The 253-nt window shown below is 68.0% G+C and carries 1 protein-coding gene; it reads left to right on the plus strand.

The window, feature by feature from the left end:
• Positions 1–182 (plus strand): hypothetical protein (locus ACG04R_RS28605; RefSeq protein WP_394418246.1); only part of this gene is annotated, 182 nt, incomplete at its 5' end.
• Positions 183–253: the final 71 nt, after the last annotated feature.

The following is a 253-nucleotide window of genomic DNA, read 5'->3' on the forward strand; positions in this document are numbered from 1 at the left end:
TCGCGGCCCTGGGCGGCGTGGCGCGCCGGGGCATCTACGACAACATGAAGACGGCGGTAGATCGCGTCGGCCGCGGCAAGAAGCGCGACGTCAACGACCGCTTCGCCGCGCTGTGCGCGCACTACCTGCGTATTTCGGCCAACGTGACCGGTCATTTCGGTCATCGTGACCGACGCTGTTGAGGAGCGTCGGAGAGGTCGTTTCGGTATCGTGACCGCCCGTTTCGGCGATCGTGACCGCCGGGCCGGCGGCG

Origin of the sequence: Pelomonas candidula, from assembly GCF_043555985.1 — a bacterium.
In the GTDB taxonomy this organism is placed as follows: domain Bacteria; phylum Pseudomonadota; class Gammaproteobacteria; order Burkholderiales; family Burkholderiaceae_C; genus Pelomonas; species Pelomonas candidula.